This is a genomic window from Nocardiopsis sp. NPDC006198 (genome assembly GCF_040613895.1).
Taxonomy (GTDB): domain Bacteria; phylum Actinomycetota; class Actinomycetes; order Streptosporangiales; family Streptosporangiaceae; genus Nocardiopsis; species Nocardiopsis tropica.
On record NZ_JBEXSY010000139.1, the window covers coordinates 1 to 1408 of the forward strand.

Consider the following 1408-nt stretch of genomic DNA (forward strand, 5'->3'; position numbering starts at 1 on the left):
CGCGGTGCGGGGGGGGGGGCCGTACCGTTGGGGGGGGGGCGGGCGCCGCTGCGCCCGCCGGCCCCGGTGTCAGGAGCTCACGCCGCTGAGCTCGTTGGGGGTCTCCTCCAGGGTGGTCGAGGCGGTGACCTCACCGGTCCCGAGGTCCACCGCGTGGATCTGGCGCGTGGCCGTGTCGGTGACGTAGGCGGTCTCCCCCCGGACGAACAGGGCCGGGCGGGGCTGCTGCCACTCCAGGGGCTCCTCCCAGGGGTCCATCAGCTCGACGGAGTCGGTGATCTCGCCCTCCTCCTGGTCGATGACGTGCAGCGACCCGTCGGTGCCCAGGACCAGCGCCTCGCCCTGCGGGCCGCGGCCCAGGGAGCGGAAGGTGTAGCTGGAGGGCAGGTCCACCAGGGACAGCGAGGCGTCGGAGGTGTCGACCAGGGCGACGCGCTCGGGGCGCTCCAGCTCGGCGTCCGGGTCGGTCTTGTAGTCGCCCAGGACGATGGGCGAGTCCTCCGACCCGGCCTGGTTGCCGATGCGCCCGTAGTCGTGCTCGGCCTCGACCTTGGTGAACTCGCCGTCCTGGTACATCAGGGCGCCGTCCTCGCAGCCGATGACGACGGTCCCGCCCTCGGCGGTGGTCTCCCCGTGGACGCCGGGGCAGTCCTCGCTGCGGGCGATCTCCTCCCGGTCGGCGTCCAGGACGACGGCGCCCACGCGCTCCTCCTCGTCGCCGAGGGTCACGAGGAGTTCGCCGTCCTCCAGTTCCACGGCCACCCCGTGGTGGGCCTCCTCGGTGGTGTACACGTCCAGGTCCTCGGGCGTGCCGTCGCCCAGGGCGTCGGTGTCGAAGGACGTCACCTCGCCGCTGCCGTCGGCGAACAGCACCGTGCGCCCGCCGTGGCGGACCACGTGGCCGGGGGTGTCGGCGGGGAACACGGTGTCGGTCAGCTCGCCCGCGGCGGCGTCCAGGACCTGGAACCCGTCGGAGGTCGACACGAACAGGTGGCGGTCGTCGCCGGCGGGGTTGAGCCGGTTGAAGCCCTCCAGCTCGATGTTCCCGGCGACCTCCAGGGTGGTGCCGTCCAGGACGAGGACGCCGCCGTCGTAGGTGACCGCGATCGGCTCGGCGACGGAAGCGGCGGCGGTGTCGGCGGCCGGGGCCTCCTCCTCGGGGGCGCTGTCGGCCCCGGTGGAGCAGGCGGTCAGCAGCAGTCCCGCCGACAGGACGGCGGGCAGGGCCGCCCTGGTCGCGGTGTGCGGTGTTCTCATGGTGTCTCGGTCCTCGTGTCAGGGGTCGTGTTCTCGTGCGCGGCACGCGCCGGGCGGCGGCGCCGTTGTCCGGGGGGTCCGGCCGGCCCCTCGGGGCGGCCGGGCGCGGCCGCCCTCCCCCGGGAGGGCGGCCGCGCCCGCCCCCCGCGGG

Annotated in this window: 1 protein-coding gene; it reads right to left on the reverse strand. The window is 75.2% G+C overall.

All coding sequences use genetic code 11. The features are described 5' to 3' along the window. Positions 1 to 69 precede the first annotated feature (69 nt). Positions 70 to 1257 carry a zinc metallochaperone AztD gene (gene aztD, locus ABZ234_RS33990; RefSeq protein WP_355014773.1) on the reverse strand — a complete coding sequence of 396 codons (1188 nt, stop codon included), beginning with the start codon at positions 1255 to 1257 and terminating at the stop codon, positions 70 to 72. Between the last annotated feature and the right edge of the window lie 151 nt (positions 1258 to 1408).

What these genes read in the sequence shown, in the direction of transcription:
- aztD (WP_355014773.1), bottom strand. Translation starts at nt 1,257, where the DNA reads ATGAGAACACCGCACACCGCGACCAGGGCGGCCCTGCCCGCCGTCCTG.